We start from the raw sequence: 25,054 nt of genomic DNA, 5'->3' as shown, positions 1-25,054 counted from the left end.
GGTGATCGGGTCTTCCCGTTACCGCTCCGTGGAGGCTAACCGGAAAAACGGAGATACCAAGGCATGGCTTTGCCTGATTTTACCATGCGCCAGCTGCTGGAAGCCGGCGTCCACTTCGGTCACCAGAAGCACCGTTGGAACCCGAAGATGGGTGATTACCTCTTCGGCGTGCGCAACAACGTCCACATCATCGACCTGTCGCAGACGGTTCCGCTTCTGCACCAGGCGCTGAAGGCCGTTTCCGACACGGTCGCCGCCGGCGGCCGCGTGCTGATCGTCGGCACCAAGCGTCAGGCTCAGGAGCCGGTGGCGGATGCCGCGCGCAAGTCCGCGCAGTATTTCGTCAACGCCCGCTGGCTCGGCGGCATGCTGACCAACTGGAAGACCATCTCCGGCGCCATTCAGCGTCTGCGCAAGCTCGAGGAGATGCTCTCCAGCGAGCAGGTCACCGCGAAGCTGACCAAGAAAGAGCGGCTCTTCATGGACCGCGAGCGCGACAAGCTGGAGCGCAACCTCGGCGGTATCAAGGATATGGGCGGCATCCCCGACCTTATCTTCGTGATCGATACCAACCGCGAAGCCATCGCCATTCAGGAAGCCCGTCGTCTGGGTATTCCGGTTGCCGCAATCCTCGACAGCAACTGCGATCCGGCCGGCATCACCTATCCGGTTCCGGGCAATGACGACGCAGGCCGCGCCATCCAGCTCTACTGCGATCTGATCTCGCGCGCCGCCATCGATGGCATCGCCCGCGCGCAGGGCGGCATGGGGCTTGACCTCGGTGCCGCTGAAGAGGTGCTCGACGAGCCGGCTCTGGAAGCCGAAGAGGCTGCCGAGGAGGTCGTTGCGACCGAGACCGCCGAGACGGCGAACACGACCGCCGGCGAGGCCTGAGCGTTCGTCGCCGCGTCATGCGCGGCACGGTAGAAGACAGAACGAGGGGCCGCCGGCGGGCAGACCGCTGTGCGGCCGTCGTTTCACGTATGATGCCCGGCGGGCTGCTGCTGGTCGGGGATCCTCAGCATCACGAGAGGCACCGATGACCATTACCGCTGCGATGGTGAAAGAGCTCCGCGAAAAGACCGGAGCCGGCATGATGGATTGCAAGAACGCGCTCAGCGAAAACGGCGGCGATATGGAAGCCGCGATCGACTGGCTGCGCACCAAGGGTCTCGCGAAGGCCGCGAAGAAGGCCGGTCGCGTTGCGGCCGAAGGTCTCGTGGGCGTTGCAGAGGCCGGCAACAAGGCCGCCGTCGTCGAGGTCAATTCCGAGACCGACTTCGTCGCCCGCAACGAGAATTTCCAGGGCTTTGTGTCCGACGTTTCCAAGGCCGCTCTCGGCGTCGATGGCGATGTGGAGAAGCTTGCGGCTGCAGACTATCCGGGCAAGTCCGGCACGATCGATGCTGCCCTCAAGGACCTGATCGCCACGATCGGCGAGAACATGACGCTGCGCCGCACGGCGACCGTTTCGGTTCCGGCCGGCGTCGTCGCCACCTACGTGCACAATGCCGCGGGTGACGGGATCGGCAAGATCGGCGTGCTCGTCGGTCTGGAGTCCACCGGCGACACCGCCAAGCTTTCCGCTCTGGGCCGCCAGATCGCGATGCACATCGCGGCGACCAACCCGCTGGCCCTGTCCGCGGAAGAGGTCGATCCGGAAGTGGCCGAGCGCGAGCGTCAGGTCTATTCGGAGCAGGCGCGCGAGTCCGGCAAGCCGGAGAACATCATCGAGAAGATGGTGGAAGGCCGCATGCGCAAGTTCTACGAAGAGTCGACGCTGCTGAAGCAGGCCTTCGTCATCGACCCCGACAAGACCGTGGAAGCCGCCGTTGCCGCGCTTGCCACGGAGCTTGGCACCGCCGTCAAGGTGACGGGCTTCGTTCGCTATGCCCTTGGCGAGGGTATCGAGAAAGAAGAGACGGATTTCGCAGCCGAGGTCGCAGCGGCGACTTCCGGCAACTAAAGCCTTTGGGGCGTCGGAGCGATCCGGCGCCCTTTTTATGTCTGCAATCGGTGCCGCTTCACTCCCCGCTAAAGGAAAACAAGAATGACCGACGATCTGCGCTGGCGGCGCGTTCTGCTCAAGCTCTCCGGCGAAGCGCTGATGGGAAGCCAGGGCTTCGGCATCGACCCGGATGTGGTCGCACGTATCGTCCACGACATCGCGGATGCGGTCCGGTTGGGGGTGCGGATCGGCCTCGTCGTCGGTGGCGGTAACATTTTTCGCGGCGTCCAGGTCGCGGCCAAGGGCGCGTCGCGGGCGACAGGCGATCACATGGGCATGCTCGCCACGGTCATGAACGGCCTTGCGCTTGCCGATGCGCTGCGCGGGCAGGGGATCCCGGCGCGGGTGTTCTCCGCCGTGCAGATGCCGAGTATCTGCGAAACCTTCACGCAGCGCGCGGCCGATGACCGCTTCGCGGCAGGCGAGGTTCTCGTCTTCGTCGGCGGGACCGGCAATCCGTTCTTCACGACCGACTCAGGCGCTGCGCTGCGCGCCGCGGAGATGGAATGCGATGCCCTTCTCAAGGCGACCAACGTGGACGGCATCTATTCCGCCGATCCCAAGAAAGACCCGAATGCGGTGCGCTATGACAAGCTCACGCACCAGGAAGTTCTGGCAAAGGGCCTGAACATCATGGATGCGGCGGCGATAGCCCTTGCCCGCGACAATGCTATTCCGGTAATCGTGTTCTCGATTCACACCCCCGGCGCGCTCGTGGAGGTTCTGCGAGGCAAGGGGCGGGCGACGATCGTCAGCGACTAGGCCGAACATCAGACGGCGAACGTCACGAAGGTGCGGCACGAAGCGTCGGCCGCTGAAGGCGGGCAGGGCCGACGACGGGCTTGACTGTCTGCCTTCAACGGCGACCGACCAGGGGGCGGACGGCGCAGGATGCGCTTCGGCACCGCAGATATGCACGAGAGGAAACGATGGCAGACGCTCAACTCGACATCAAGGATCTGAAGCGCCGCATGGAAGGCGCCATTTCGGTTCTGAAGACGGAACTTTCCGGCTTGCGCACAGGGCGTGCCTCTTCCAGCATGCTCGAGTCGATCACTGTCGAAGCCTATGGCCAGCAGATGCCGATCAACCAGGTCGGCACGATCTCGGTTCCCGAGCCGCGCATGGTCTCCATTCAGGTCTGGGACAAGGGCATGGTGGGTGCGGTGGAAAAAGCCATCCGCAATTCCAGCCTCGGCCTGAATCCGGTGATCGACGGCACGAACCTGCGGCTTCCGATTCCCGAACTGAACGAAGAGCGTCGTCAGGAATTGGCCAAGGTTGCGCACAAGTATGCCGAGCAGGCGCGCGTGGCTGTGCGGCACGTGCGCCGCGACGGCATGGAGCTTCTGAAGAAGCTGGAGAAGGACGGCGAGATCAGCCAGGACGAGCAGCGCGGCTTGTCCGATGATGTGCAGAAACTCACAGACGACATGATCGCCGAGATCGATGTTGTGGTGGAGCGCAAGGAAAAGGAAATCTCTCAAGTCTGACGCGGCGTTCCGTGGAGAAACGGCTGGACCATTATGACCTTTACCGCAGATGCGAGTGATCTGGCCGCCCGGCAACCGTCCGCAGATGGTTGTGTGCCTCGCCATGTCGCCATCATCATGGACGGCAACGGCCGGTGGGCCAAGGCGCGCGGCTTGCCCCGCACCGAGGGACACCGGCGCGGTGCCGAGGTCATCCGCCGGATCGTGCAGCGCAGCATCGAGACGGGTGTAGAGACCCTCACGCTCTTCAGCTTCTCGTCGGAAAACTGGTCCCGGCCGCCGAGCGAAGTCTCGTATCTTCTGGGGCTTCTGCGCCGTTTCGTGCGCACGGATCTCGCCAATCTGCACAAGAACGGCGTGCGTGTCCGTGTTATCGGCGCGCGGGAGGGGCTGGCGAGCGATATTCGTGCTCTGCTGGAGGAAGCCGAACGGCTCACCTGCGAAAATACCGCTCTCACATTGGTGGTGGCTTTCAACTATGGCAGCCGGCAGGAACTGGTCGACGCCGTGCGGCGCCTTGCCGACGACGTTGCCGCCGGGACGCTCGATCCGCAGGCGATCTGCAGCGAGGCGATAACGGAACGACTCTATACCGCCGACATCCCCGATCCCGATCTGATCATCCGAACCAGCGGCGAGCAGCGGCTTTCGAATTTCCTGCTCTGGCAGGCTGCCTATGCCGAATTCTATTTCGAACCTGCGCTCTGGCCAGATTATGACGAAGCCGCCTTCGATAAGGCGCTTGCGGCTTATGCCAAGCGCGAACGCCGCTTTGGCCGCGTGTCTTCGCAGGTCGCTCCATGAGCAGGGACGACACATCCGGCACGGAACCAGAAAAGCCCGCCGGACCATCAAATCTGGTCACGCGCGTCGTCTCCGCCCTTGTCCTTGCGCCCCTCTTTCTGTTCGTTGTCTGGTATGGGAGCTGGCTGTTTCTCGTCGTCATCGCGGTCGCGGGACTGCTCGTTCTCGATGAATGGAGCCGGATCACCCATAGCAGGGATTTCGTCGCGCTGTTCGCCGCCTTCGGTCTGGTTGCAGCGGTGGCCGGCGTGTGGTGGTCGAGCAATTTCTACGCGGCGATGTTCATCGTCGATACGATGATCATCGTCGGCTTGCTGTCGCTTCTGTCCGGCCGGCCGCCATGGATCGCGCTCGGCGTCCTTTATGCCGGATTGCCGGTGATCGCGCTCAGTGCGTTGCGGCTTGGCGACAACGGCCTGTGGGCCGTCGCCGTCGTCGTGGCTCTGACGTGGGCAACCGACATCGCCGCCTATTTTGTCGGTCGCACCCTCGGTGGGCCGAAACTCTGGCCGGCGGTTTCTCCGAAGAAGACCTGGTCCGGCGCGATCGGCGGGCTTGCTGGCGGCGCGCTGGCTGCGTGGGCGGTCTCGATGATCAGCGGGATAGGGGCGCCGCTGGTCGTCGCGCTGGTCGCATTGCCGCTCTCCGTTGCGTCGCAGCTCGGCGATCTGGCGGAATCGGCGCTCAAGCGCCATTTCGGCGTGAAGGATTCAGGAACGCTCATCCCCGGCCACGGTGGTATCATGGACCGGGTCGACGGTCTGTTGGCCGCGACTGTCGCGGCTTACGCCATCGGATTGGCCGCGAGCGGCGGCGGGGATCCGTCGCTTGGTCTTGCGATGCAGTAGCAAGGCCGTTTCCTTCGTCGTGAGCCTGCGCGTTGCCTGCGGCGAAGCTGATACGGGAACAGGAAATTGTCCGAAGTCGTGAATGTGTCACTTGAGCGGCGCGAGAATCCGCTGCGCGTCGTCGTGCTCGGATCCACCGGGTCGATCGGCTGTAATACGGTCGATCTGATCTGCCGGCACCGCGACAGCTTCGAGGTTGTGGCCCTGGTGGCCAACCGGAATGTCGAACGCCTCACGCACCAGGCAAGGGAGCTTGGAGCGCAACGGGCGGTCGTGGCGGATCCGTCTCGCCTGGAGGATCTGCGCGACGCGCTGGCCGGAACCGGGATCGAGGCCGCCGCAGGAGAGGCGGCGGTCGTGGAGGCCGCCGGAATGCCGGCCGACATGGTCGTTGCCGCGATCGTTGGGGCGGCCGGGCTCGCTCCCACTCTGGCCGCCGTGCAGCAGGGGCGGGCCGTGGCGCTCGCCAACAAGGAATCGCTCGTTTGTGCGGGCGGTCTCGTGATGCGCGAAGCTGCGCGCTGCGGTGCGACCATCCTGCCGGTCGATTCCGAACACAACGCTTTGTTCCAGGTCTTCGAGACGGCCAATGCCGGGCAGGTGGAGAAGGTGATCCTGACCGCCTCGGGTGGCCCTTTCCGCACATGGACCAGGTCTGAAATTGCGGCGGCCACGCCCGAGGCTGCGCTTCGTCATCCCAACTGGACGATGGGCGCGCGCATCACGATCGATTCCGCCTCGCTGATGAACAAGGGCTTCGAGATCATCGAGGCGTTCCATCTGTTCCCGCTTGAAGCGGATCAACTGGACGTGCTGGTCCATCCGCAATCCACGGTGCATGGCCTCGTGCAATATTGCGACGGTTCGCTGCTGGCGCAGCTGGGCGCGCCCGACATGCGCACGCCCATTGCCCACTGCATGGCCTGGCCGCGGCGCATCGAGGTGCCGACGCGCAGGCTCGACCTCGCGGATCTTGGAACGTTGACCTTCGAACGTCCGGATACGGACCGCTTTCCCGCGCTCTTGCTGGCGCGGGAGGCCCTGATGAGGGGGCAGGGGGCGACGGCCTTGCTCAATGCTGCCGACGAGATCGCGGTCGCGGCGTTTCTTGAAAAACAGATCGGCTTTGGCGATATCGTCCCCGTCGTTCGCAACGTCATCGAGACGGCGGAACGGGCGGGCGATCTCCGCGAGCCGGACAGTCTCGATGCGGCGCTTTCGCTCGACCGGATCGGCCGGGAGCGAGCGCGCGAGGCGGTCGCCGGGATTGGCGAGAAGACTTTTTCCGCGTCGGCCGGCTGGCCCTGATCCCGCCTCATTCGCGCCGCGGTGGGAGCGGAGAGTGGACGTTCGAAGTTGTCTTCGGCCGGATTCGAATTCGGTAACCCTCCTGTGTTACGGTGCGGGACTTGAAGCAAAGCGGTTAGGTGAATGGCTATACTGACTGATATCGGCACTCTGGCGTGGGGATACTTGGTCCCTTTTCTTTTTGTGCTGACCATCGTCGTGTTCTTCCACGAGCTTGGGCATTTCCTGGTCGCGCGCTGGTGCGGCGTGAAGGTGGCCGCGTTCTCCGTCGGATTCGGGAGGGAACTCGTCGGATTCGATGATCGTCACGGCACCCGCTGGAAAATCTCGATGATTCCGCTGGGTGGCTACGTGAAGTTCGCCGGCGACGACAACGCAGCCTCGGTGCCCGATCGCGAAGCCGTCAGTCGCATGAGCGAGGAAGAGCGCGAGGGTAACTTCCATGCCAAGTCTGTCTGGCAGCGGGCTGCGGTCGTCGCGGCCGGACCGATTGCCAACTTCATTCTCGCCATCGTCATCTTCGCCGCGCTCTTCACGATCTACGGTCGCACCTACACGGTGCCGCGGGTCGATTCCGTTCAGGCCGAAAGCGCCGCATCCGAAGCCGGCTTCGAGCCCGGCGATGTGATCCGGTCGATAGACGGCGAGGCGATCCGCAGTTTTGCCGACATACAGCGGATCGTGACCGTCAGCGCCGGTGTTCCTCTCGAGATCACGGTGGAGCGCAACGGTACACCGGTCGATCTCGTCGCCACGCCGAAGCTGCGCGAGTTCACCGACCAGTTCGGCAATGCGCAAAAGGTGGGCATGCTTGGGCTGCGGCAGAACACGCGGCCTGACGATCGTTATACGGTGAGCTACAATCCGGTCGAGGCGGTCGGGGAGGGCGCGAAGGAGACCTGGTACGTCGTCGCACGCACGGGCGCCTACATCGGAGGCATCTTCGCTGGGCGCGAATCCGCCGATCAGCTCGGGGGGCCGATTCGGGTCGCGCAGTTCTCCGGACAGGTGGCGACGCTCGGTCTGGCCGCCTTGCTGAACCTCGCCGCGGTCCTCTCGGTCAGTATCGGCCTCATCAACCTGATGCCGATCCCGATGCTCGATGGCGGGCATCTGCTATTTTATGCCTATGAGGCCGCTTTCGGGCGGCCTCTGCCTGAAAAGGTTCAGGATTTCGGTTTCAGGGTTGGACTTGCGCTGGTTTTCATGTTGATGATCTTCGCAACGTTCAATGATGTGAAGCATCTCTTGGGTGGCTGACCGCGAGAGGGGGGAGAGATCGCGGCGTGGCGCGGAGGCAACGCTTGTCGCGAATTTCGGGCAGTCCGCGCTAAGTGGTTGCGTCCCTTTTCAAAGCCTGTAAAACGACTAGCGTCGATCGGCGTGCCGCATCACATGCGTGCGCGGTCGCTCCGGGGAATTCGAAGAAAAAAGGCATAGCGTCTCTATGCGCATTCTCAACAAGCTGTTCCGGGTATCGGTTCTCACACTGGCTCTTTTGGGCGCCATTGCGCTGCTGCCGGGGGGTATTGGTAATCTGGTTGGATCCGCGGAGGCCGCGGTTGCGCGTGCCATCGTCGTGCGTGGCAACACGCGCGTCGAGGACGAAACGGTGCGCTCCTACGTGACCATCAAGCCGGGGCGCCCCTATGGCGCCGCGGATATCGACGAATCGATCAAGGCGCTGTTTGCGACGGGGCTGTTCGCCAACGTCGATGTGACGACGCAGGGGCCGAACCTCGTCGTGACGGTTACCGAGAACCCGATCATCAATCGGATTTCGTTCGAAGGTAACAAGAAGCTCAGCGACGAGGCGCTCACCGGCGTCATTCAGTCCAAGTCGCGCTCCGTTCTGACCAGGGCCCGGATCCAGTCGGATGTGCAGCGCATCCTCGAGGCCTACCGTCGCTCCGGTCGCTTCCGGGCGACCGTCGATCCGAAGATCATCGATCGCAGCAACAATCGCGCTGATCTGGTGTTCGAGATCAACGAGGGGACGAAGACCGGCGTCGAGCGCATCACCTTCATCGGCAACAAGAACTTCTCCGACGGCCGTCTGCGGGATGTCATCCGTACGCGCCAGAGTGGGTTCCTGAGTTGGCTGCGCACGACCGACATCTATGATCCGGACCGTTTGAATGCGGACCAGGAGCTGCTGCGCCGGTTCTACTACAAGCACGGCTATGCGGACTTCCGGATCGTTTCGGCGGTCGCCGATCTCGATCGCGAGCAGAACGTCTTCTATGTGACCTTCACGGTTGACGAGGGTGACAAGTACACGTTTGGCGATGTCGACGTCGTTTCCTCCCTGCAGGGCGTGAATACGGAATCGCTGCAGTCCTACGTGCGGACGCATCCCGGCGAGACGTACAATTCCGAAGAGGTGGAGAAGACGCTGGAGGACCTCACCATTGAGGCCGCCAATCGTGGCTATGCGTTTGCGCAGGTTCGTCCGCGTGCCGATCGCGACTACGAGAACCACACGATCTCTCTCACCTATTACATCGAGGAAGGTCCGCGGGTTTACGTGGAGCGGATCAACATCCGTGGCAACGACCGCACCCGCGAGTACGTCATTCGCCGCGAGTTCGATATCGCCGAGGGCGATGCCTACAACCGCGTTCTGCTCGACAAGGCGGAGCGGCGGCTGAAGAAGCTCCAGTTTTTCAAGGACGTGAAGATCACTTCGGAGCGCGGCAGCGCGCCGGATCGGGTGATCGTCAATGTCGATGTCGAGGAGCAGTCGACGGGTGAAGTCTCCTTCGGTATCGGTTATTCGACGTCGGATGGCGTGATCGGCGACATCTCACTCACCGAGAAGAACTTCCTCGGTCGCGGTCAGTATGTCCGGGTGGCGGTCGGCGGTGGTACCGACAAGCACACCTACGACTTCAACTTCACCGAGCCGTATTTCCTTGGTCGGCGCATCTCGCTGTCGCTGGAAGCCTACCAGCACGTCTATGAGGAAAACTCGGTTCGCGACTACACCCAGAAGGAGACGGGCGGCGGCTTCGGCTTCGGTCTTCCCCTTCGCGATGACGAGCTGCGGCTGAACCTGTTCTACAAGATCTACCAGACCAAGATCTCCGATCTGTCCGACGACGCCTCCAAGGTTCTGGAGGATGCGGAGGGGTCCCGGATTACCTCGCTGGTCGGGTACTCGCTCGTCTACAACACGCTCGACGACAACGCCAATCCGCGCGACGGCATCTATGCGAAGTTCCAGCAGGAATTCGCCGGCGTGGGCGGAGATGCGCGCTACCTGAAGACGACCGTCGAGGGCCGCTACTACCGCGAACTCGTTCCCGATTGGGGGCTGGTCGGCATGCTGAAGGGGACGGCCGGTCAGATACAGGGCATCGGCAAGCGGTTGAAGTTCACCGACCAGTTCTTCATTGGCGGTGAGACGATCCGCGGTTTCGAGACCAACGGCATCGGTCCGCGTGATGTTGGCAGCGATGACGAGGCTCTGGGTGGTACCTACTACTTTGCCGCGACCGCCGAAGCGACCTTCCCCTTCCCGGGTGTGCCGGAGGAGTTTGGTCTGGCCGGTGCGGTCTTTGCCGACGCGGGTTCGCTGTGGAACATCGAAGACGATCTGAAGTCGGAGGCTACAACTCTCGTTTCCAATGACTTCGATCTTCGTGCTTCCGTCGGCTTCGGCATCCTCTGGAAGTCGCCGTTCGGTCCGCTGCGTGCAGATTTCGCGGTCCCCGTGATGAAGAACGATGCGGACGAGACGCAGATCTTCCGCATCGGTGGCGGCACCCGCTTCTGATCCGCCGCGACGTAACGCTTGGATCGGCCGCCGCTCTTCCCAGAGTGGCGGCCGTTCAACTTTTTGGACAGCTCTCATGAACGATCCGGTCTTTTTTCCGGTCCCGGCTTCGGTGCCGGTCAGCCAGATTGCCGCGTGGGCCGAGGCGGAAATCGTGCGCGGAGATGCCTCCACGCTGATTACCGGCGTCGCCCCGCTCGACGCCGCGGACCACGGTACCCTCGTCTTTCTCGACAATCCCCGCTACGTCACGCAGCTTGAGGGAACGCGGGCGGCAGCCTGCCTTGTCGCCAAGAAGTTCCTTGCCCGTGTGCCTGAAGGTGTCATCCCTCTCCTGACGCGCGATCCCTACCGGGCGCTGGCAAAGGTCATGGCCCACCTTTACGCTGCAGCCATGCGCCCTGAGGGCGCGTGCGGAGCCGGCGCCGGGATAGATGCCCGCGCGCATGTGGACCCGTCCGCTTCCATCGAGGCGGATGTTCGCATCGAGGCGGGAGCGGTGGTCGGGCCGCAGGTGGAGATCGGTGCCGGCACCGTTGTCGGCGCGAACGCGGTCATCGCCGCCGGTTGCCGGATCGGCCGCGGCTGCTCGATCGGTCCCAATGTCACCGTCCAGCACGCGCTGATCGGAAACCGCGTGATCCTGCATCCGGGCGTCTGCATAGGTCAGGACGGCTTCGGATTTGCGATGGGGCTTGAGGGTCACCTCAAGGTGCCGCAGATCGGTCGCGTGGTGGTGCAGGACGATGTCGAGATCGGTGCCAACACGACGGTCGACCGCGGCGCCAACCGCGATACGATCATCGGCGAGGGCACGAAGATCGACAATCAGGTTCAGATCGGCCACAACGTCGTTGTCGGCCGCCACTGCGTCCTGGTTTCTCAGGTGGGTATTTCCGGCAGCGCGACTTTGGGCGACTATGTCGCGATCGGCGGCCAGACGGGCGTCAACGGGCATGTTTCCATCGGAATGGGTGCGCAAATAGCCGCCGTCAGCGTTGTCCGGGATGACATTCCGGCCGGAGGACGCTATGGCGGCGTGCCTGCCAAGCCGGTGCGCCAGTGGTTCCGCGAGATGACGGCATTACAGCGCCTTGCGGAAAAGAGCGCGGCAGACAAAAGCTGACAGGGATCTGGCGGGGGCAATAATGGGACTGCCCGACGCCTGAGCGGGTTAACGACAGGACCGACGAGCAAGACCATGAGCGAAGAACAGCAGACGGAGTTGGGCAGCGCCGATATCCTGCGCATCATGAGGATGCTGCCGCATCGCTATCCGTTTCTGATGGTCGACAAGATCATCGAGATGAACGGCGACGAGTCGTGCATTGGTATCAAGAATGTGACGATCAACGAGCCGCACTTCATGGGCCACTTCCCGGGTCATCCGGTCATGCCCGGCGTGTTGCTGATCGAGGCCATGGCACAGACGGCCGGCGCGCTCTGCGTCCATGCCAAGGGCACGGAAGGCTCACCTCAGCTCGTCTACTTCATGACGATCGACAACGCGAAGTTCCGCAAGCCCGTGGTCCCTGGCGATCGGGTCGAGTTCCATGTGAAGAAGATCAAAAGCCGCGGCAACATCTGGAAGTTCGCATGCGTTGCAAAGGTAGATGGCGGGAAAGTCGCGGAAGCCGAAGTCGCTGCAATGCTGGTTGATGAGTGAGCCTGAAATGACAAAGATCCATCCCTCTGCGATTGTCGAAGACGGCGCGGAGGTCGGGGAGGGCGCAATCGTCGGCCCCTTCTGCCATGTGGGCCCGAAGGTGGTTCTGGGAGAGGGCGTTGAGCTGAAGTCGCACGTGGTCGTGGCTGGGGAAACGCGTGTCGGTGCGCGAACGGTGATTTTCCCCTTTGCCTCGATCGGACATCAGGCCCAGGATCTGAAGTATCGCGGCGAGCGGGCGACCCTGGAAATCGGCAGCGACTGCATTCTTCGCGAAGGCGTCACGATGAACGCCGGCACCGAGGGGGGCGGCGGGCGTACCGTGGTGGGGGATCGCTGTGCATTCCTGGCCAATTCCCATGTCGGTCACGACTGCATCCTCGGGTCCAACATCGTGCTCTCCAACAACGTGATGATCGCCGGACATGTCTCCGTCGGCGATAATGTCATCATGGGTGGCGGTGCGGCGGTGATCCAGTTCACGCGCGTCGGCGCGCACGCATTCGTCGGCGGGCTGGCGGGTCTGGAGAACGATCTCATTCCCTTCGGCATGGTGATGGGCAATCGTGCGCGTCTGTCGGGCCTCAATCTGGTTGGTCTGAAGCGCCGCAATTTCCCGCGCGAGCAGATCCATGCGCTTAGGGCTGCCTACAAGGAGCTTTTCGAAAGCGACGATGGAACGCTCCACGATCGGGCGCGGACCGTGAAGGCGGCAAATCCGGATGTGCCGCTCGTCCAGCAGGTCGCGGACTTCATCCTGGAAGCGGGCGACCGGCGGATGTGCACGCCGCGCGCTGCGAACGACTAGAGCATACTCCGATCAGATTGAAGCAATCTGATCGATAAGAATGTGTGCAAGGTATTGATCTGGAGCGATTTTCGTCGTTCAGCCTATCGGGGCTGCCGAACAAGCGCTTCAGGCGCGCGATGCGCGGCAGGGGCGGGCTCGGCTATGGCGGAAGAAACCGGAACGGGGACGGGGGCTAAACTGGCCGTCGTTTGCGGCAATGGTTCGCTGCCCTCTGAGGTCCTGGCCGCAGCCCATGAGGCGGGCAGGGATCCGCTGGCGATCGGCATCAAGGGAGAGGCGGCGGCCTCCATTGAAGCCTTCTCTCCCGCGCTCTGGTTCGACTGGGGCGAGATCGGCAAGCTTGTTACCGCGCTGAAGCGCAATGATGTTCGCGATCTTGTGCTTATCGGGGGCGTGTCCCAACGTCCCGACTTTCGCTCCATATTGGGCGATTTCGGTACGATGCGGCGGCTGCCGCGCATCCTCAAGGCATTGCGAAAGGGCGACGACGGCCTGCTGAAGGCGGTCATCATGCTGTTCGAGGAGGAAGGCTTCCACGTGATCGGCGCCCACGAGATTGCCCCCACGCTTCTGGCCTCCGCCGGTCCTGTCGGCCGTCATGTCCCCGATCAGGACGCCATGCGCGATCTTGAGCTTGCCCTTACGGCCGCGCGAACCCTGGGCGGGCTCGACATCGGTCAGGCGGCTGTCGCCGTCAATGGCCGCGTCATCGCCACGGAAGCGGCCGAGGGAACCGATGGCATGCTCCGGCGCTGCATCGACCTCAAGCGGGAAGGCCGGGTTCGCTGGAAAGGCCGCGCCGGCGTCCTGGCCAAGTGCGTGAAGCCGGGGCAGGAGCTGCGGGTCGACCTTCCCTCCATCGGTCCGGAAACGGTCGATCACGCGGTCAGGATCGGCCTCGCGGGAATTGCAATCGACGCCGGACACGTGCTGATCGCGAACCGCGCGGAGACCATTGCGCGCGCCGACCGCGAGGGGCTGTTCCTGTTCGGGCTCGACGAGCCGGATGCGAAGCGCGATGGAACCGGAGACGCTTGAAATGCGCGAAGAAGACGGCGAAGCGTCATTTCGGGTCTTTATCGTCGTGGGCGAAGAGTCGGGGGATCGGCTCGGAGCGCGGCTGATGCGTGCCCTCAAGGCGCGCTGTCCCCATGTGGAGTTTTCGGGCACCGCCGGCTCGGGCATGAGCGAGGAGGGGCTGGAGAGCCTGTTTCCACTGTCCGACGTCGCTGTGATGGGGCTGACGGCGGTGCTCGGCCGTTTGCCCACGATCGTGCGGCGTGTCCATCAGGTCGTCGATGCCGCGCTTGCGGCCCGGCCGGATATTCTGGTGATCATAGACAGCCCGGATTTCACCCATGCGGTCGCCAAGCGCATTCGCAAGCGGGCACCGCACATTCCGATCGTCGACTACGTGTCTCCGTCCGTTTGGGCATGGCGGCCGGGCCGGGCGCGCAAGATGGCCCGATATGTGGACCATCTTCTCGGGATCCTTCCCTTCGAGCCCGCCGTGCACGAACGCCTCGGCGGCCCCCCTTGCAGCTATGTTGGGCATCCGCTGATCGAGCGGCTCGGCGAATTGCGCCCGGCGGCCGGCGAACGTCCGGCGCCGGGAGCGGGCCATCCGGTTCTGCTGGTGTTGCCCGGCAGCCGGTCGAGCGAGGTCGGACGGCTCCTTCAGCCCTTCGGCGAAACGGTCGCACGGCTGAAGCGCGACTTTCCCGATCTCGAAGTGCTGTTACCGACCGTGCCGCACATGGTCGAGCGTGTGAAGCAGGAGGTCGCGGGCTGGGCGGTCGCCGGTACCGTAATCACCGGCGAAAAAGAGAAATTTGCCGCCTTCAGAAGGGCCCACGCGGCGCTCGCCGCATCAGGTACCGTGACGCTGGAACTGGCGATAGCCGGCGTGCCGATCGCGGTTTGCTACAAGCTCGACTGGTTCTATAGGCGCCTGAAGCAGATCAACCGGATCATTCCGATCGTCACGGCAAGTTCGATGGTCTTGCCGAACATCATTCTCGGTCGAAACGTGGTTCCCGAATTTCTGGACGACGAAGTGGCCCCCGAACGGCTCGTCCCCGTGCTTGCCGATCTGTTGCGCGACAGCGTGGCGCGGACAGAGCAGGTTATGGCCTTCGAGGAGATCGAGGAGCGGATGGTCCTGGATAACGGCGAGACGCCAAGCGATCGCGCCGCCCGCATCGTCTGCGAAGTCGCCGGCCGCTAGAGCGTTTCACCTTTTCTTGGAAGCGGCTGTATGTGCCTCCGTCTTGTCGGGCAGGGCACTCGCCGGCGGCGGCATCCATCAAACCGCGAAAAGCGCTCCAGGAGGGCGGCTGAGCTTCCGTGCAGGTCCCAGAATCGAAAAGGGCGCCGTATGGGCGCCCTTTTGCAGATTGTCTCGGACCTTGCCTTAGAGCATATCCCGAACAGATTGAACCAATCTGATCGATAAGGATATGCTCAAAGTATTGATCTGGAGCGATTTCTTATCGTTCAGACGATTTCGTCTGAACGGAAAACGCTCTAGCGGCGCTGGCCGATCGGGGTGTAGTCGCGCTGCGCGGCGCCCGTGTAGAGCTGGCGCGGACGGCCGATTTTCTGGGACGGATCTTCCACCATCTCCTTCCACTGCGCGATCCAGCCGACCGTACGGGCCAGCGAGAACAGCACAGTGAACATCGTGGTCGGGAAGCCCAGAGCGCGCAGAGTGATGCCGGAGTAGAAGTCGATGTTCGGATAGAGCTTCTTCTCCACGAAGTACTCGTCCGACAGCGCGATCTTTTCCAGCTCCACCGCCACGTCGAGGAGCGGGTCGTCCTTGATGCCGAGCTCGGCCAGCACCTCGTGGCAGGTCTTCTGCATGATGCGGGCGCGCGGATCGTAGTTCTTGTACACCCGATGCCCGAAGCCCATCAGACGGAACGGATCGTTCTTGTCCTTGGCACGCGCGACGTATTCCGGGATCTTGTCGACCGTGCCGATCTCCGCAAGCATGGTCAGCGCCGCTTCGTTGGCGCCGCCGTGAGCCGGTCCCCACAGGCAGGCGATGCCGGCCGCAATGCAGGCAAACGGGTTCGCACCCGAGGAGCCGGCCAGCCGCACGGTGGAGGTGGAGGCATTCTGCTCGTGATCGGCATGGAGGATGAAGATGCGGTCCATGGCGCGTGCCAGGACCGGGTTCACCTTGTATTCCTCGCAAGGCACTGAGAAGCACATGTGCAGGAAGTTTGCCGCGTAATCGAGATCGTTGCGCGGGAAAACGAACGGCTGACCAATGTGGTACTTGTAGGCCATCGCCGCAATCGTCGGCATTTTGGCGATCATGCGCAGGGAGGCGACCATGCGCTGGTGCGGATCGGAGATGTCGGTGGAGTCGTGGTAGAAGGCGGACAGCGCGCCGACCATGCCGCACATGACGGCCATCGGATGCGCGTCGCGGCGGAAGCCCGAGAAGAAGCGGGTCATCTGCTCGTGGATCATCGTGTGATACGTCACACGGTGGACGAAGTCGTCCTTCTGCGCCTGCGTCGGGAGTTCACCGTAGAGCAGCAGGTAGCAGGTTTCCAGGAAGTCGCCGTTCTCCGCGACCTGTTCGATCGGATACCCCCGGTAGAGTAGCGTGCCTTCATTCCCGTCGATATAGGTGATCTTCGACTCGCAGGAGGCCGTGGAGGTGAAGCCCGGATCGTACGTGAACATTCCGGTTTGCGCGTACAGCGAGGAAATGTTGACGACATCCGGTCCGATCGACCCTGAACGGACATCAAAGTCCCAGCTGTCGTTGCCGTAGTTCAAAGTCGCTTTTCTATTGCTCATGAAGAACCCCCTTCTGGAAGAGACCAAGGTCCGCGTTCGTTCGGGAACGTCATGCTCCTGGACCGGGCGGACAAGCCGAGAAACGGCGGGAGGAAAATTGTCGCGGTCTGCGTACCCCATTTGGTGCGGTGCCGCAAGCAGCACGGAAAGTCGGTGGTGGTGCCCCTGAGGCAGGCTGCCTCAGGGACGGAAGTTATTTATTGGGTCGAAAGGCAGTATTCCGGCGCCTCAGACGCAAGGTTTCAGATCTGATCCTTTATGCGGGCCAAGGCTTCGTCGCGCCCCAGGACGACCAGCACGTCGAAGATTCCGGGCGAGGTGGTACGGCCAGTCAGCGCTGCGCGGAGAGGCTGTGCGACCTTACCGAGCTTGACACCGGCCTCTTCGGCATAGGCGCGCACGGCTGAGTCGGTTTGCTCCACGCTCCACTCCGAAACGGCCTCAAGTTTCGCAAGAACGCCCTTCAGCACGTTGCGGCCGTCCTCGTCGAGGAGCTTGGCCGCCTTTTCGTCCGGAGCGATGGGACGCTGCGCCCACAAGTAACCGGCACTGTCGGCAAGCTCCACAAGCGTCTTGGCGCGATCCTTGAGACCCGGCATTGCAGCCAGCAGCTTGCCATCAAGCTCCGGATCGCCCTGCAAACGCTCCAGGATGGCAGCGCCATTCTCCGCATAAGGCAGGAAGGTCTTAAGCGCCGCATGCAGCTCGCCGTCTTCCGTGGCGCGCATGTACTGGCCGTTGAGCGCCTCCAGCTTGACGAAGTCGAAGCGCGCGGCGGACTTGCCGATGCCGGTGACGTCAAACCACTCCAGCATCTGCGCATCGCTCATGATCTCGTCGTCGCCATGCGCCCAGCCGAGACGAACGAGATAGTTGCGCATCGCCTGCGGCAGATACCCCATGGCGCGGTAGGCATCGACGCCGAGAGCGCCGTGACGCTTGGAGAGCTTGGCGCCGTCCGGCCCGTGGATGAGCGGGATATGCGCCATCACCGGAACCTGCCAGCCCATGGCGTCGTAGATCAGCGCCTGCCGTGCGGCGTTGGTCAGGTGGTCGTCGCCACGAATAATGTGGGTGACGCCCATGTCGTGATCGTCCACCACCACTGCCAGCATGTAGGTCGGGTTGCCGTCCGACCGCAGCAGGATGAAATCGTCCAGATCCTTGTTCGGGAAGCGGACCTGTCCCTGGACCTCGTCTTCGACGACGGTATCGCCCTCGCGTGGCGCCTTGATACGGATTACCGGATCGACGCCGGCCGGCGCCTCGGACGCGTCGCGGTCGCGCCAGCGCCCGTCATAACGCGGCGGACGGCCTTCGGCGCGCGCCTTCTCGCGCATCTCGGCGAGCTCTTCCTGCGTGGCATAGCAATAGTAGGCCTTGCCGGCGGCAACCAGTTCGCGGGCAATCTCGCGATGGCGCTCGGCCCGCTCGTATTGGGAGATCCAGTCGCCATCCCAGTCGAGTCCAAGCCACTGCAAGCCGTCGAGAATTGCGGCGATAGCAGGCTCGGTGGAACGCTCGCGGTCGGTATCTTCGATGCGCAGCAGCATCCGGCCACCGCGCCCGCGCGCATAGAGCCAGTTGAACAACGCGGTACGGGCGCCGCCGATGTGCAGGAACCCGGTGGGAGAGGGAGCAAAGCGGGTGACGATCTCGGACATGAGGATGTGTCGGTATCTTTCTGGCGATCTGCAGGGGCTCGAAAGGCGACCCGAAAAACGTCTGCAGACGATTGAACTTGAACGCGTATCGACGCGAGGTCGCGGCGTCCGGCCCGAGCGCTTTTCCGGGAGGAAGAAGGCGGGTCGGCATCGCGGTGGGCGTTGGTGTAGCATAGGGGCGCGGCGGGCAGAAGAGCCGCGAATGGATGCGATGGGATCGTGTCCTGTTACATGGTGCGCTGCGGCAGGGAGGTAAAGCCACGTACCCGCATAATTCTATGCAATGACTTTGACATTGTCCCGATTTCCGCCGTTCCGGCGGCCCGCTTTCGGCGGGGAGTATCGATGAGAGGACGTGGACCGTGAGGGAGGGGCGTCTCGATCCCGCCCGGGGCCACGCGGCCACGCAACCCGGTCAGCTATGGGAAATGACCGCACGCGGCTGATGGATGGTCTGAAGCGCGTCATCGGGAAGCGGCAGCCGCCCTCCCGGCCTCCTGCCTATGATTTCGGCGGAATACGGCGGGCCGCTCGTTTCCGCCGCCTCGTCGCGCGGCTGGAGCGCGCGCGTCTTTCCTTCATTGCGGCCACCTTTCGCGATCTTGAGAACGGGCGCGGATTTCCGTGGCTCGTGGTCTGCTTCGCCAGCGGCATATGGGCCTATTTCGAACTTCCCCGCGAACCGCAACTCTGGGCAACTGTGCCCCTTGCCGTCGGCATCGCGATTGTCGCCCAGGTGCGGCGAATGCGCGGCAAGGCGGCTGTCGCGTCCCTTGTGCTGGCAAGCCTGGCTCTGGGGCTCGCCGTCGCCAATCACAGGACCTGGAGCGTGGCAGCGCCCCGCATCGCGAAAGAGCGGACGGCGGAGGTCGCAGGATGGGTGGAAAATGTGGAGCAGCGCGAAAACGGCTACCGGCTGACGGTCCGGCCCGCTCGCATTGCGGACGTTGAGCCGACGGCGCTGCCCGCGCGTATTCGCGTGACCGGCCGGGCGCTGCCTCAACCTCTGCCGGGCCAGGCGATCAGCTTTCGCGCCCGGCTCTCGCCGCCGCAAGGCCCGGTGATGCCCGGCGGTTATGCGTTCGACCGGGCGGCCTATTTCGATCGCGTTGGCGCCTATGGCTTCATCTACGGTCGCACGAAGCCCGCAGTGCTCGGCATGCCGGCAAGCTGGCGCCTCCAGATCACGGCCGCGATCGCGGATATGCGCGGCCGCATCGGCGCGCGAATCCGTCAGACGCTCCCCGGAGATGCCGGCGCGATCGCCGCCGCGCTCATCGTGGGGGATCGCGGCGCGGTATCCGAAGGCAGTCAGGAGAACCTGCGCATCGCCGGTCTTGCCCACGTGCTTGCCATTTCCGGCATGCACATGGCCCTTGTTGCGGGGGCGATCTTCTTCGTTGTGAGGGCCGGGCTCGCGCTCAGCCCGGGCCTCGCGCTGCGCCGCCCGATCCGCAGCTGGGCTGCTGCTGCCGCGCTGGTCGCCGCGACTGCCTATCTGGTCATTTCCGGCGCCTCGATCGCGACCCAGCGCGCCTATGTCATGGCGGCCGTGATCTTCATCGCGATGATTGCCGGCCGGCCGGCGGTGACGATGCGCTCCGTCGCTCTGGCCGCGGCAATTGTCCTGGTGCTCACACCCGAGGCCCTGCTGCAGCCCGGCTTCCAGATGTCGTTTGCGGCCGTCATCGCGCTCGTCGCAGCCTATCGCGCCTGGTTTGTATGGCGCAAGACATCGCAAGGGGTAGACGCCGCCGAACTTGCCGGTCGCTCCAAGGTCGCCTCCATCCTGCGCTTTGTCGTCTTTTGGGCGAGCGGCCTTGCTATGACTTCGCTTATTGCCGGATTCGCAACCGGGCCCATTGCGCTCAGTCACTTCCATCGCGCCAGCCCTCTTGGGCTTCTGGCGAACATGGCGGCGATGCCTCTTGTCAGTCTTCTGATCATGCCGTTCGCCGTCGCGACCGTCCTGGCCATGCCGTTTGGTCTTGATCCGCTCGCGCTCCAACCGATGGGGCTTGGCATCGACGGGATGCTGGCGATCGCGGCCAAGATCGCCGAATGGACGCCGGGAAGCGGTGTCGTCGGCGCCATTGGCGATGCCCCGGCCATCCTTTCGGTGGCAGGGCTCTTGTGGCTGGCCCTTTGGACAAGCCGCTGGCGCCTTCTTGGCATCCTCCCCATTGCTGCAGCCGTCGTCGTCGCTTTCGCGTACCAGCGACCGGACATACTCGTCAGCGAGGACGGGCGAACCGTCGCGGTGCGCACGCAGCAAGGTCCGCTGGCGGTTGCGCTTGGTTCGGGCGGCAAATTTGAGGCGGAGATCTGGTTGCGTGCGGACGGCGATGCAGCGGCCCTTGCAGAGCGAAAAGCCGGCTCCGGCGTCATGAATTGCGATGAAAAAGCTTGCATTATCAAAGCAGCCCTCCCTCCTGTTGAAGCGGTATCGCAACGCGAGACACCCGGCGCGGATATCATCGCCGGTCGCCGCTTTGGCGAGAAACTCGCGGTTGCCTCGCGGACAGCATCGGAAATGACTGCTTCTCCATCGATGGCTTTCTCCGCGGTGGCAGACAAATCTCCCGCCGGTACAGGTCAGTTTGCGTGGCGCATCAAATCGCCCGTTCGCAGTTTCGCTACCGCGGAACCCGTCCCCGCCGGGGCGCCTGCGGCTGAAAGAGAGGCGCAGCATGCCGCCACCCCGACACATGCCGGCACCCCGAAGCGCACCGCAAACGCAGGCGCGGGAGTTGCACCTTCGACGATCGCATCGGCGCCGATCGCATCGGAGCCCTTATCGCGGAAGGACCGGTCGGGAGGCTCCGGCGAACGCATCTCGATTATTCTTTCGCGCGTCAGCCGGCCGGATGCCTTCGCCGAAGACTGTCTGCGCGCCGATGTGATCGTTAGCCATCTCACCGCCCCGGATGATTGCAAAGAACAGGCACTTGTCTTCGACAAAAACTATCTCGCCGCTCACGGGGCTGTCGCGCTCTATCTCGGTCGCAAGGCGTCGTCATCAGAACCAGCGGCACGTCGGGGATGGCTTCGCCGCCTCGTCACCGCGCGAAATCCGGCCGGCCGGCCCTGGCAATCCACGCCAGCACAGCAGGGCGAACAATCGCGATAGACGAATGCCCCCAATAAGGACGGCAAAGGCGTCGGCTCATTCCGAAACCGACCTGATCGGCCGGGATTTTCCGAAACCTGTCAGTGTCCAAGCAACGGCATCCAAGCGACAGCCTATCAGGGCAAATGCCCGGCAGTCGATGACCTGCCGCACGGGCGCGGTCTTGTCAGACTGAATCAATCACACCGCAAAATGCTTCAAGTTCCTGTTATGAAGTCCCTTTCCTGTCGTCCGTGCCGGAGCGCCAGGACCAAAATCGATCTAGTACCGCCGGAAAAGAGCGGCGAGTTTCCCCTGGATCCGCACGCGGTCGGGGCCGAAAATGCGCGTCTCGTAAGCCGGGTTGGCCGCCTCAAGCGCAATGGAGGCGCCCTTGCGGCGCAGGCGCTTCAGCGTTGCTTCCTCGTCGTCGATCAGGGCGACAACGATGTCTCCGTTTTCGGCGGTTTCGCCGCGCCTGATGACAACGGTATCGCCGTCGAGAATGCCGGCTTCGATCATGGAGTCGCCTCGCACCTCAAGCGCGAAATGGTCCCCGTTTCCAAGCATGTCGAAGGGAACCGAGATCGAATGGCTGTGCGTTTCAATCGCCGAAATCGGAACGCCTGCCGCAATGCGGCCCATGACGGGGATGGTGGCGACGTCGGCCGCCTCGTCACTGCTCTGCGAGGCGGGGGGCGCGACAGCCTTTGGCGTGCGGCCGAGGGAGCCTTCGATGACGCTTGGCGAAAACCCGCGTCCGCGCTGGGCCGCAAAGCTTGGCGAAACCGAATCCGGCAGCCGTACCACCTCGAGAGCGCGCGCCCTGTTGGGGAGGCGGCGGATGAAGCCGCGCTCTTCCAGAGCGGTGATGAGACGGTGGATCCCCGATTTCGACCTGAGGTCGAGCGCATCCTTCATTTCGTCGAAGGACGGCGGAACGCCCGTTTCCTTCAGGCGCTCGTGGATGAACATCAAAAGTTCGAATTGCTTGCGCGTCAGCATGGGGTCCTTCGCTTGCAACCGTATTGGTACAAAACGCGAACGGCACGTTACACGTTCTATATGTGTTCCGCAAGGGTTAAGGGCGAGTTAACCATCCGTGGTGTGGCAACCGGGCGCGCGAACCCAGTTGTCGCGCGATCTGGAATTTGCTTGCGCGTATGCGCTTAAGGACTTGAAAACAGGTAGGTATCGCGCGTTCGTTGCCGGTCGATCACGTCCCGTTCAGGGGCTCGAAATGGCACGTGTCGTCGCTGGCGTGCGCTCCTTCCAGTACGGTGACGCAGACGAAAAAGGCCGAAGCATTGCTGCTCCGGCCTCAAGGTTCCAATTCATTGATTCTTCAATCGGCAAAGGCGCGCTCGATGACGAATTCCGCGGGACGGTTGTTGGCGCCTTCGGTCAATCCGGCCTTTTCCAGAAGGACTTTGGTATCCTTGAGCATCGCCATAGAGCCGCAGATCATGCCCCGATCCGTGGCCGGGTCGAGCGGCGGCACGCCGAGGTCGGTGAAGAGCTTGCCGCTCGCGATAAGGTCCGTGATGCGGCCGCGGAAAGGATAATCCTCGCGTGTCACGGAGGTGTAGTGGCGCAGCTTGGAAGGATCCAGGACCTCCCGCAGCATCTCGTCATTGCGGATTTCCTCGACAAGATCGAGACCGTACTTCAGCTCCGCCACTTCGCGGCATGTGTGGGTCAGGATCAGCTCGTCGAATTTCTCGTAGGTCTCCGGCTCGCGGATAAGGCTTGCAAAGGGGGCAATCCCGGTGCCGGTGGAAAACATGTAGAGCCGCTTGCCGGGAATGAGCGCATCGTTGACGAGCGTGCCGGTGGGCTTCTTCTTCATCAAGACGGCATCGCCCACCTTGATGTTCTGAAGATGCGAGGTCAGAGGCCCGTCGGGCACCTTGATGGAGAAGAACTCGAGCTCCTCGCCCCAGGCGGGGCTGGCGATGGAATAGGCGCGAAACAGCGGCTTGCCGTCGATCATCAGCCCGATCATCACGAATTCGCCTGAACGGAAGCGGAATTCGGCCGGACGCGTCATGCGAAAACGGAAGAGGCGCTCGGTGTAATGGGTGACTTCCGTGACCGTCTGCACGTAGGTGTTGGCAGGCGCGTGCGCGATGAGTTCGTCGGGGCGCGTCATTACGTTCATGTCGAAATCCTGGGCATCCTCGGTCAGCCGGAGCTACGTCAATCTTTAGGCCTCGGTCCGCCGGTTTCCGTGCGGGCCTCCCGGCGGGCTCCCGGAGGACGTCCCGGCAGACCCCGAGGGCGGTGGGAGGGAGTGTCTCGCTCGCTCGAACAAAAAATAACGCCGGATTGCCGGGGCTATCGTGTTGCGAACCCCCGCCCGGCCGCACGCGGCGGCCACTCCAGCCAGCAGATCGCTATCCTTATACAGCAAAGCGGACGCCGGGAAACGCGTCTGATGGCCCCATGTCGTTTCCGACAGGGAAGAGCTTTCCACGCACAGGCGTTCGCGCGCAAAGCGATACCCTTGCCCCGTCGACACGGGAAGACGGCTAGAACCGGATGACCTCCACCGCATCGCCAGCCTCGAGCGCCGGCGCGTGCGGCGGCCGTATGACGAGCCCGTCGGCGGCAGCGAGGAACGAGAGCACGGAGGAATCCTGCTGGGTGAAGGGGGTCGCGACCAGAACGCCCGCCTCGTTGCGGTGAAGCCGCGCGCGCAGATAATCTTGGCGGCGGTCATTCGGTTCGAGCGGGGCGGCGATAATGGCCGGTTCGGGCCGGTCCGCTCCTACAGGACGTCCCAGCAGAGCGGCAAGGAGGGGCCGCAGGAATAGGTGGCCGCAAACGAGGCTGGAAACCGGGTTTCCCGGCAGCCCCAATACGCGCATCGGTCCCAGATGCCCGGCCATCAGCGGTTTGCCCGGTCGCATGGCGATGCGCCAGAATGCCAGTTCCATGCCCTGATTGCCAAGCGTTGCCTGGACGAGATCGTGGTCGCCGACGGACGCGCCTCCCAGGGTCACCAGAACATCCGCGTCCCAGGAAAGCGCCTCACTCACATAGCCGGCCAGCTCGGTCTCATCGTCGCGCGATATGCCGAGGCGGCGGGCCACGCCGCCGCAGGCTTCCACAAGTGCGGCGATGCCGTACTGGTTGGAGGCGACAATCTGATCCGCCCCCGGAACGTCGCCCGGCTCCACCAGTTCGTCTCCCGTTGCCAGAACCGCGACGCGCGGGCGGCGTCTGAGGGAAACGTGACTGTGGTTCATGGCGGCGGCGAGTGCCAGAGCGCGATAATCGAGCGTCGTGCCCGTCTTCAGCAGCACGTCGCCCTCGCTGAAATCGAGCCCCGCGCGCCGCACGTAGGTGCCTCGCGCGGGGGCTTCCAGAGCCTTCACGATATCGCCGGAACGTTCGGCGTTTTCCTGGATGAGAATGGTGTCGGCACCTTCGGGCAGCGGCGCGCCGGTGAAGATCCGAACCGCCTCGCCAGATGCAACGGTTCCGGAAAAGCCATGTCCGGCAGGGGCTTCGCCAATGATCTTCAGGTCACGTGGGATCGTCGCAAGGTCTGCCGCGCGCACCGCATATCCGTCCATGGCGGATGCCGAAAAGGGCGGCTGGGTGCGGGTTGCGGCGAGATCCGCGGCGAGCGTGCGGCCTGCGGCATGTTCCAGAGCAACGCGCTCGGCGGACGTGGGGACGACGCCGGCGAGAAGGCGCTCAAGAGCGTCGGCAACGGGAATGAGGTCCATCTTTTCGCT

General features: G+C 63.5%; 20 protein-coding genes. 15 read left to right on the top strand and 5 right to left on the bottom strand.

Going from position 1 to position 25,054, the window contains the following annotated elements; translation table 11 throughout:
- The first annotated feature begins 63 nt into the window (after positions 1 to 63).
- The 14 genes from rpsB (at position 64) to lpxB (ending at position 14,943) form a co-directional block, all read left to right on the top strand.
- Positions 64 to 894 (top strand): 30S ribosomal protein S2, encoded by an 831-nt coding sequence (gene rpsB / locus V2L18_RS12960; RefSeq protein ID WP_336178678.1) that lies wholly within the window; start codon positions 64 to 66, stop codon positions 892 to 894.
- Positions 895 to 1,039: 145 nt separating this feature from the next.
- Positions 1,040 to 1,966: a translation elongation factor Ts gene (tsf, locus tag V2L18_RS12955; protein ID WP_336178677.1), complete on the top strand. Its 927-nt coding sequence runs from the start codon at positions 1,040 to 1,042 to the stop codon at positions 1,964 to 1,966.
- An 84-nt stretch (positions 1,967 to 2,050) separates the two neighbouring features.
- Positions 2,051 to 2,770, top strand: coding sequence for a UMP kinase (gene pyrH / locus V2L18_RS12950; protein ID WP_336178676.1), 720 nt, complete (start codon positions 2,051 to 2,053; stop codon positions 2,768 to 2,770).
- Positions 2,771 to 2,937: 167 nt separating this feature from the next.
- The gene (frr, locus tag V2L18_RS12945; RefSeq protein ID WP_336178675.1) at positions 2,938 to 3,501 is read left to right on the top strand and encodes a ribosome recycling factor; all 564 of its coding nucleotides are present in this window, start codon (positions 2,938 to 2,940) and stop codon (positions 3,499 to 3,501) included.
- A gap of 33 nt (positions 3,502 to 3,534) precedes the next feature.
- Positions 3,535 to 4,305: an isoprenyl transferase gene (locus V2L18_RS12940; protein WP_336178674.1), complete on the top strand. Its 771-nt coding sequence runs from the start codon at positions 3,535 to 3,537 to the stop codon at positions 4,303 to 4,305.
- Positions 4,302 to 5,153, top strand: a complete 852-nt coding sequence (locus V2L18_RS12935) for a phosphatidate cytidylyltransferase (RefSeq protein ID WP_336178673.1) — start codon at positions 4,302 to 4,304, stop codon at positions 5,151 to 5,153. The genes V2L18_RS12940 and V2L18_RS12935 overlap by 4 nt, the downstream gene beginning before the upstream one ends.
- A gap of 78 nt (positions 5,154 to 5,231) precedes the next feature.
- Positions 5,232 to 6,461, top strand: coding sequence for a 1-deoxy-D-xylulose-5-phosphate reductoisomerase (dxr, locus tag V2L18_RS12930; protein ID WP_336178672.1), 1,230 nt, complete (start codon positions 5,232 to 5,234; stop codon positions 6,459 to 6,461).
- A gap of 123 nt (positions 6,462 to 6,584) precedes the next feature.
- Positions 6,585 to 7,721 (top strand): RIP metalloprotease RseP, encoded by a 1,137-nt coding sequence (rseP, locus tag V2L18_RS12925; protein WP_336178671.1) that lies wholly within the window; start codon positions 6,585 to 6,587, stop codon positions 7,719 to 7,721.
- A gap of 187 nt (positions 7,722 to 7,908) precedes the next feature.
- A complete protein-coding gene (gene bamA / locus V2L18_RS12920) occupies positions 7,909 to 10,239 on the top strand; it encodes an outer membrane protein assembly factor BamA (protein WP_336178670.1) in 2,331 nt (776 codons plus the stop codon).
- Positions 10,240 to 10,315: 76 nt separating this feature from the next.
- On the top strand, positions 10,316 to 11,365 hold the full coding sequence (gene lpxD, locus V2L18_RS12915; protein ID WP_336178669.1) for a UDP-3-O-(3-hydroxymyristoyl)glucosamine N-acyltransferase: 1,050 nt from the start codon (positions 10,316 to 10,318) through the stop codon (positions 11,363 to 11,365).
- 75 nt (positions 11,366 to 11,440) lie between these two features.
- Complete coding sequence (gene fabZ, locus V2L18_RS12910; protein ID WP_336178668.1) at positions 11,441 to 11,905, top strand: 3-hydroxyacyl-ACP dehydratase FabZ; 465 nt, start codon at positions 11,441 to 11,443, stop codon at positions 11,903 to 11,905.
- Positions 11,906 to 11,912: 7 nt separating this feature from the next.
- Complete coding sequence (gene lpxA, locus V2L18_RS12905) at positions 11,913 to 12,713, top strand: acyl-ACP--UDP-N-acetylglucosamine O-acyltransferase (RefSeq protein WP_336178667.1); 801 nt, start codon at positions 11,913 to 11,915, stop codon at positions 12,711 to 12,713.
- A gap of 144 nt (positions 12,714 to 12,857) precedes the next feature.
- Positions 12,858 to 13,754: a UDP-2,3-diacylglucosamine diphosphatase LpxI gene (lpxI, locus tag V2L18_RS12900; RefSeq protein ID WP_336178666.1), complete on the top strand. Its 897-nt coding sequence runs from the start codon at positions 12,858 to 12,860 to the stop codon at positions 13,752 to 13,754.
- 1 nt (position 13,755) lies between these two features.
- Positions 13,756 to 14,943: a lipid-A-disaccharide synthase gene (gene lpxB / locus V2L18_RS12895; protein ID WP_336178665.1), complete on the top strand. Its 1,188-nt coding sequence runs from the start codon at positions 13,756 to 13,758 to the stop codon at positions 14,941 to 14,943.
- A 299-nt stretch (positions 14,944 to 15,242) separates the two neighbouring features.
- Here lpxB and gltA read toward each other — a convergent pair whose 3' ends face one another.
- Positions 15,243 to 16,535: a citrate synthase gene (gene gltA / locus V2L18_RS12890; RefSeq protein ID WP_336178664.1), complete on the bottom strand. Its 1,293-nt coding sequence runs from the start codon at positions 16,533 to 16,535 to the stop codon at positions 15,243 to 15,245.
- A 242-nt stretch (positions 16,536 to 16,777) separates the two neighbouring features.
- Positions 16,778 to 18,199 (bottom strand): glutamate--tRNA ligase, encoded by a 1,422-nt coding sequence (gene gltX / locus V2L18_RS12885; RefSeq protein WP_336178663.1) that lies wholly within the window; start codon positions 18,197 to 18,199, stop codon positions 16,778 to 16,780.
- A gap of 631 nt (positions 18,200 to 18,830) precedes the next feature.
- Between gltX and V2L18_RS12880 the strand changes: the two genes are divergently transcribed.
- On the top strand, positions 18,831 to 21,329 hold the full coding sequence (locus V2L18_RS12880; RefSeq protein WP_336178662.1) for a ComEC/Rec2 family competence protein: 2,499 nt from the start codon (positions 18,831 to 18,833) through the stop codon (positions 21,327 to 21,329).
- 261 nt (positions 21,330 to 21,590) lie between these two features.
- Here the strand turns inward: V2L18_RS12880 and lexA are convergent, their stop codons facing one another.
- The 3 genes from lexA to glp form a co-directional block, all read right to left on the bottom strand.
- Positions 21,591 to 22,313, bottom strand: coding sequence for a transcriptional repressor LexA (gene lexA, locus V2L18_RS12875; RefSeq protein WP_336178661.1), 723 nt, complete (start codon positions 22,311 to 22,313; stop codon positions 21,591 to 21,593).
- 340 nt (positions 22,314 to 22,653) lie between these two features.
- On the bottom strand, positions 22,654 to 23,469 hold the full coding sequence (locus V2L18_RS12870; protein WP_336178660.1) for a ferredoxin--NADP reductase: 816 nt from the start codon (positions 23,467 to 23,469) through the stop codon (positions 22,654 to 22,656).
- A gap of 370 nt (positions 23,470 to 23,839) precedes the next feature.
- Entirely contained in the window at positions 23,840 to 25,045 is a 1,206-nt protein-coding gene (glp, locus tag V2L18_RS12865; protein WP_336178659.1) for a gephyrin-like molybdotransferase Glp, read from the bottom strand.
- Between the last annotated feature and the right edge of the window lie 9 nt (positions 25,046 to 25,054).

The sequence above is a fragment of the Breoghania sp. JC706 genome (assembly GCF_037026715.1).
GTDB lineage: Bacteria > Pseudomonadota > Alphaproteobacteria > Rhizobiales > Stappiaceae > Breoghania.
The sequence above is the reverse complement of the archived record's forward strand: the minus strand, read 5'-3'. Positions and strand labels throughout refer to the sequence as shown.

Coding starts and splice junctions, on each gene's coding strand:
- rpsB (WP_336178678.1), top strand. CDS start 64: ATGGCTTTGCCTGATTTTACCATGCGCCAGCTGCTGGAAGCCGGCGTC.
- tsf (WP_336178677.1), top strand. CDS start 1,040: ATGACCATTACCGCTGCGATGGTGAAAGAGCTCCGCGAAAAGACCGGA.
- pyrH (WP_336178676.1), top strand. CDS start 2,051: ATGACCGACGATCTGCGCTGGCGGCGCGTTCTGCTCAAGCTCTCCGGC.
- frr (WP_336178675.1), top strand. CDS start 2,938: ATGGCAGACGCTCAACTCGACATCAAGGATCTGAAGCGCCGCATGGAA.
- V2L18_RS12940 (WP_336178674.1), top strand. CDS start 3,535: ATGACCTTTACCGCAGATGCGAGTGATCTGGCCGCCCGGCAACCGTCC.
- V2L18_RS12935 (WP_336178673.1), top strand. CDS start 4,302: ATGAGCAGGGACGACACATCCGGCACGGAACCAGAAAAGCCCGCCGGA.
- rseP (WP_336178671.1), top strand. CDS start 6,585: ATGGCTATACTGACTGATATCGGCACTCTGGCGTGGGGATACTTGGTC.
- bamA (WP_336178670.1), top strand. CDS start 7,909: ATGCGCATTCTCAACAAGCTGTTCCGGGTATCGGTTCTCACACTGGCT.
- lpxD (WP_336178669.1), top strand. CDS start 10,316: ATGAACGATCCGGTCTTTTTTCCGGTCCCGGCTTCGGTGCCGGTCAGC.
- fabZ (WP_336178668.1), top strand. CDS start 11,441: ATGAGCGAAGAACAGCAGACGGAGTTGGGCAGCGCCGATATCCTGCGC.
- lpxA (WP_336178667.1), top strand. CDS start 11,913: ATGACAAAGATCCATCCCTCTGCGATTGTCGAAGACGGCGCGGAGGTC.
- lpxI (WP_336178666.1), top strand. CDS start 12,858: ATGGCGGAAGAAACCGGAACGGGGACGGGGGCTAAACTGGCCGTCGTT.
- lpxB (WP_336178665.1), top strand. CDS start 13,756: ATGCGCGAAGAAGACGGCGAAGCGTCATTTCGGGTCTTTATCGTCGTG.
- gltA (WP_336178664.1), bottom strand. CDS start 16,535: ATGAGCAATAGAAAAGCGACTTTGAACTACGGCAACGACAGCTGGGAC.
- gltX (WP_336178663.1), bottom strand. CDS start 18,199: ATGTCCGAGATCGTCACCCGCTTTGCTCCCTCTCCCACCGGGTTCCTG.
- lexA (WP_336178661.1), bottom strand. CDS start 22,313: ATGCTGACGCGCAAGCAATTCGAACTTTTGATGTTCATCCACGAGCGC.
- V2L18_RS12870 (WP_336178660.1), bottom strand. CDS start 23,469: ATGAACGTAATGACGCGCCCCGACGAACTCATCGCGCACGCGCCTGCC.
- glp (WP_336178659.1), bottom strand. CDS start 25,045: ATGGACCTCATTCCCGTTGCCGACGCTCTTGAGCGCCTTCTCGCCGGC.